The organism is Kosmotoga sp. (assembly GCF_982836095.1).
Genome location: NZ_CEYIHJ010000120.1, coordinates 1 through 6,026, shown reverse-complemented (window position 1 = coordinate 6,026; position 6,026 = coordinate 1). Strand labels below are relative to the sequence as shown.

Here is a 6,026-nt window from a genome sequence, read left to right as displayed (position 1 = left end):
AGTTATGAGTTAAAGAACTGAGTTACGAGTTGCGAGAATTCGAAAGTACGAGAACCAAGAATCCGAGAGCTGAGATCAAGAGCTGAGTTACGAGATCCGAGAACCGAGAAGGACCGAAGTGACGAGAGTCCGAGAAAAAAGATCAAGAAACGAGTTGCGAGAAGAAAAACATCTAAACCCTAACAACTAAACCATAAACCCGTTCTTTGATACCCTAGACCCTGTTCTTCAATTACCAATGTTATAATGGAAGAAACACCTGAGGGGGGATAGTGTGAGGCATTATTCCAGCGTTTCAAGCGTTACGATGATTGGATTGAATGCTTACAGGATAGCAGTGGAAGTTGATGTTGACAGAAAAGCTGTAATTCATGATATCGATATAGTTGGTCTTGGCGATACTGTTGTAAAAGAAAGCAAGAAAAGAGTTAAGAGTGCTCTAAAAAATTCTGGTTTTCCCTTTCCAAGGGGGAAAATAACCATAAATCTTGCCCCAAGCGATATCAAGAAAGAAGGCTCTTATCTTGACCTCCCCATGGCTGTTGGCATTTTGAAAGCTTCGGATATTGTTCAGAAGGATATTTCAAAGTTTCTTTTCTTCGGTGAATTAGGTCTGGATGGCCGTGTTAGAAAAGTCAGAGGCGTGCTGCCAGCACTTCTAAGGCTTTCAGAGGAAGAGGAGAAACCAATAATAATATTACCTGCTTCAAATGAAGCTGAAGCCTCTATTCTTAAAAATATAGATGCATACACGGTGAAAAACCTTTCTGAACTCGTTGCATTTCTCAATGGAAATATAAAAAAGAATCCCATAGCTTATAAAGAACCGGAGCTGAAACACACTGTTGTCGAAGACCTTTCAGACATAAAAGGCCAGGAGTTTGCAAAGCGCGCCGCAGAAGTAGCGGCAGCTGGTGCACACAATTTGCTCCTTAAAGGTTCACCGGGATGCGGTAAGACAATGCTTGCAAGAAGGATCCCTGGAATACTTCCCAAAATGTCTCTGGAAGAAGCAATAGAAACGACCAAGATTTACAGTGTAGCTGCTTTGCTTGATGGAAAAGGCCTGGTAGTAGAACGACCATTTAGGGCACCCCATCACACAGCTTCAACAACAGCTATCATAGGGGGAGGGAGTGAAGCCAAGCCGGGTGAAATTAGCCTTGCGCATAATGGCGTACTATTTCTTGATGAGCTCCCTGAATTCAGGCGAGATGTCCTTGAGGCGCTTAGGCAACCTCTTGAAGACGGAACCGTAACCATATCAAGAGCCAGACTCACAGTGACTTATCCGGCGAGGTTCATGCTTGTTGCGGCTCAAAATCCATGTCCTTGCGGTTGGTATGGAGACAGAAACCACGAATGCACTTGTTCTTGGAATGACATCAAGCGATACAACAAGAAAATTTCAGGTCCCATAGAAGATAGGATAGATATCTTTGTAGATATGCCACGTCTGGAATTCTCTGAATACTCCGAAAGGCGAAAAGGCGAAAGCTCTGAGAGTATCCGCAAAAGGGTTGAAAGAGCCAGAGAGAGGCAATATGCGCGTTTGAAAGTACTCGGGAAATATTTCAATAGCCAATTGAGCCATAGGGAAATCGAAGAGCTCATCCCCCTGGATTCAACAGGAGTCAAGCTACTGGAATCTGCAGTTGAGAAGCTCAAGCTCACAGGGCGTAGCGTGGATAAAGTCTTAAAAGTGTCTCTTACCATTGCTGACCTTGAAGGTTCAGAAAGAGTTCTTCCGCGACATATAGCAGAAGCCATTCAGTACAGGAAAAAAGAAGTTAACCTCTAAAATAACTTATTGTCAAATAATTCTTGTAGAATCATTGTGAAATTAATCACATTACCTGAGGTCAAGGGATTTCCTGAGATCGAGGGGCAGAGTAAAATTCACAATGTTTGTGAATATCTTTGGTCATAAATCTGTCCCCGGCTCAGCCGGGGATTTTAATTTGAGGTGATAGCTGTGAAAACCGAATTGAAAAATTTCATCGATGTCGAAGAAATTCAGAGCCATCTTGAAAACACAAAAAAGCCTGATTTGAAGAAAATCGAAGCCATTATTCAACGCTCACTGGACAAGAACAGGCTTGAACCAGAAGAAGTTGCAACGCTATTGAATGCGAAAGCTCCGGAAGTGCGTGAGCGCATTTTTGAAGGTGCTCGGGAACTAAAAAGAAAGATATATGGAAATAGGATAGTGCTTTTCGCTCCATTGTATATTGGCAATAAGTGTATCAACGATTGTGTATATTGTGGATTCAGGTCAAGCAATCGTGCGGTTCTTAGAAAGACACTTTCTATGAATGAATTAGAGACAGAAGTGAAAGCTCTTGTATCGCGTGGGCACAAACGCCTGATTCTCGTTTATGGTGAACACCCTCTTTATAACGCGGATTTTATAGCAGCCACTGTAAGAAAAGTGTATTCTGTGAAAGAAGGTAATGGAGAAATCAGAAGAGTTAATATAAACGCGGCTCCTCTCGACGTAGATGATTACAAAAAAGTCAAAGAAGCTGGAATTGGTACATATCAAATTTTTCAAGAGACCTATCATCCTGAAACCTATAAGAAAATGCATCCCAGAGGCCCCAAATCGGATTTTCTGTACAGATTATATGGGCTTGACAGGGCGATGGAAGCGGGGATAGATGATGTTGGAATAGGTGCTCTGTTTGGGTTGTACGATTGGAAATTTGAAGTTATGGGACTGCTATATCATACTATTCATTTGGAAGAACGATTTGGCGTTGGACCGCATACCATCTCATTCCCAAGGATAGAGCCAGCTATTGGCACACCAATTACGGAACAACCACCTTATCGGGTATCTGATGACGACTTCAAACACCTCGTTGCGGTAATAAGGCTGGCAGTACCATACACCGGGATGATACTCACAGCGCGTGAGCCCATAGAAGTCAGACGAGAAGTGCTTAAGTTGGGTGTATCTCAGATAGATGCGGGCTCAAATATTGGTGTTGGGGCATATTCTACTGAAGACAAAGAGGCCTATAAAAAATCACAGTTTTCCCTTGGAGACACCCGACCGCTTGATGTTGTGATAAGAGAACTTGCGGAAGATGGCTATATTCCTTCCTTTTGCACAGCATGTTATCGCCTCGGCAGAACAGGGGAGCATTTCATGGAATTCGCCATCCCTGGTTTTGTGAAGAGATTTTGCCAGCCAAATGCCATCCTTACTTTCTCTGAATATCTGAACGATTACGCCTCACCCGAAACTAGAGAAGCCGGTTTAAGAAGAGTTCAAGAGGAGATAAACAGCATCGATAACCCCGAGATAAAAAAGACACTCTTGAAGTATCGCGAGAGACTGGACAATGGAGAAAGAGATCTTTATTTCTAAAGTACTCGAATTACTCAGAGAATATTCCAAAGAGGGTTGTAAATTGTGGCTTGCTGAAAGTCACGGTCGGCGTTGGGCTTATATAGGTGGCTATGGGGATGAGCACTTTCTTCCACCTGAAAGAATAGTAACTGTAGGCAAATTCGCCATTTTTGGAGAGATGGTAAAGGAAAAAAACAAAAAGAATTTGATAAAAGATATCAGGAGCCTATTGGAGGAAAGCAGTGGATAGGAAACGTTTCAAAGTTATGGAAGAAATAAAAGAAAAAGGCTTTGAAAAGCTTTTAGAAATAGCTAAAAAAGCCATCGAAGAAAGCGACCTTTCTAAGGAAGAGCTTAGATATCTCCTTTCCCTTGAAGAAGGGGAAGAAAGAAGGCTTCTCTTTAAACTGGCAAATGCTTTCAGGCATGATTATATGGGAGATATGGTATTTATCAAGGGAGTAATTGAATTCTCCAACTACTGCAAAAAGAATTGTGCTTATTGTGGTATCAGAGCTTCAAACAAAGTAAATAGATACAGAATGTTACCCGATGAAATTATATCCATGGCAAAAAACATGGCAGAACTCGGTGTAGATACGATAATTTTGCAATCAGGTGAGGATCCGTATTACGATCTTGAAACGCTTGTGTACATAGTATCCACCATAAGGAGTACCACCTTTGTACCAGTTTCGCTTTCAATAGGGGAATTACCAAAGTCTGCATATTTAAAGCTAAAACATGCGGGAGCTTCGAAAGTCTTGTTAAAACACGAAACCATCAATAAGAAAGTATTTGAAGCAGTTCACCCGGATGATGACTACGATGCAAGGGTCGATTTGCTTGATTACATCATCTCGATAGGCTATATCGGTGGTTCAGGTAACATCATCGGTTTACCGGGGCAAACCATTGAAGACATCGCAGACGATATTCTCTTTATGAAGCGTGTTGGTGTAAAAATGATTGGCTTAGGACCTTTTGTACCCGCAGAAGGGACTCCACTTCAAAGTTTTCCGCATGGAGACCCAGAACTAACATTGAATACATACGCTGCTATCAGACTTACCATGCCACGTGTTTTCATGCCTGCAACTACTGCATTAGGAACGATAGATGAGGCCAAACAATTTGAAGCCTTTAACGTTGGCTGCAATGTAGTAATGTGCAATTTCACACCAGAAAAATACAGAAAGGACTACATGATTTACACAGGAAAGGCTAAAGTGGAGTTTTTTCAAACAGCCAGAAGGCTTAAAGAAATGGGATTCAAACTAAGCATTAAAATCCTTAGAGAGCTTGAGAAGCACGAGAAGGGTGTGATGAATCGATGCTGACAACAGGTGGGTACAGAAAATATCTCGGCTTTTTTGGAAAGCGAAATGCCGGAAAATCCAGCCTTATAAACAGGCTCGTTGGGCAGGAAATCTCTATTGTAAGCGAACAGCCGGGTACTACAACCGACCCGGTATATAAATCTCTTGAAATACACCCCATAGGGCCTGTTACCGTCATTGATACTCCAGGTGTAGATGATGCAGGCGAGCTGGGTGAGTTGCGCGTTGAGCGGGCAAAGAGAGTTCTTTATAAGATAGATCTTGCAATACTTGTCGTAGACAATAACTGGAATGATTATGAAGAATGGCTGATAAACTCCTTTAAAAAGATGGACATTCCCTTTGTGATAGCGTTGAACAAAAGTGATTTAAACCATGATCATACAGATATATTGAAGCATGTTGAAAAATTTCCCCATCTATTAGTTTCAGCGAAAACCGGTGAAGGAATAGAAAAACTCAGAGAATTAATTGCAAAAGAGCTCCCTGAAGAAGAGGAAATTCCTTTGCTGTCTGATTTAGTTGACGGTGGCGAAATAGTGTTGCTGGTTGTCCCAATAGACCTTGGAGCACCAAAAGGCAGGCTCATCATGCCACAGGTAGAAGCAATAAGGGAAACCCTGGACAGAGAAGCAATTTGTATAGTGGTTAAGGAACGGGAGTTGAGATGGGCACTTGAAAAACTAAAAGCTCCTCCTGCCCTTGTAGTTGCTGATTCCCATCTTATCAGCAGAATTGCTGCTGACGTTCCCGAAGAAATACCTCTTACAACTTTTTCCATTCTCGAAGCCCGCCATAAAGGAGATCTTTTTGAGTTGGTTAAAGGAGTGAAAGCCATTGAAAACTTGACACCCGAAAGCAAAGTGGTAATTATGGAAGCCTGCTCTCATGTTCCACTTGTTGAGGACATCGGGCGGGTGAAAATTCCGCGATGGCTTACCAATCATGTTGGTGGAGGAATAGAGTTTGAGATAAAGTCTGGGAAGGAATTCCCGGAAGATCTTGAAAACGTAGACATGATTGTACACTGTGGAGGCTGTACTCTCACCCGAGCTATGATGTTACGAAGGCTTAGAGAAGCCAAAAGGCGTGGTATTCTAATTTCAAACTATGGCGTGGTAATTTCATATTTACACGGAATACTGGATCGGGTGTTAAACCCTTTTCCAGAAGTGCGAGCTTTGCTCGAAGAGGCGAATAAAGAGAATCAAAGAACTTAAAGACCGAGTTACGAGTTACGAGTAGCGAGTTACGAGTCACGAGTATATCAAAAGCCGAATTACGATGTTCAAATAACAGGGAAATGGGAGCTGAGAAAATAATAACCG

5 protein-coding genes are annotated in these 6,026 nt (G+C 42.1%); all 5 read left to right on the top strand.

The window, feature by feature from the left end:
• Positions 1-307 precede the first annotated feature (307 nt).
• Entirely contained in the window at positions 308-1,801 is a 1,494-nt protein-coding gene (locus AC3LHT_RS08005; protein WP_488662522.1) for a YifB family Mg chelatase-like AAA ATPase, read from the top strand.
• Between the two features lie 168 nt (positions 1,802-1,969).
• Positions 1,970-3,376 (top strand): [FeFe] hydrogenase H-cluster radical SAM maturase HydG, encoded by a 1,407-nt coding sequence (gene hydG, locus AC3LHT_RS08000; RefSeq protein WP_366011644.1) that lies wholly within the window; start codon positions 1,970-1,972, stop codon positions 3,374-3,376.
• The gene (locus AC3LHT_RS07995) at positions 3,351-3,608 is read left to right on the top strand and encodes a hypothetical protein (RefSeq protein ID WP_290647354.1); all 258 of its coding nucleotides are present in this window, start codon (positions 3,351-3,353) and stop codon (positions 3,606-3,608) included. The genes hydG and AC3LHT_RS07995 overlap by 26 nt, the downstream gene beginning before the upstream one ends.
• Positions 3,601-4,698 (top strand): [FeFe] hydrogenase H-cluster radical SAM maturase HydE, encoded by a 1,098-nt coding sequence (hydE, locus tag AC3LHT_RS07990; RefSeq protein WP_488662521.1) that lies wholly within the window; start codon positions 3,601-3,603, stop codon positions 4,696-4,698. The genes AC3LHT_RS07995 and hydE overlap by 8 nt, the downstream gene beginning before the upstream one ends.
• Entirely contained in the window at positions 4,692-5,918 is a 1,227-nt protein-coding gene (hydF, locus tag AC3LHT_RS07985; RefSeq protein WP_488662520.1) for a [FeFe] hydrogenase H-cluster maturation GTPase HydF, read from the top strand. Before hydE ends, hydF begins: the two co-directional genes overlap by 7 nt.
• Positions 5,919-6,026: the final 108 nt, after the last annotated feature.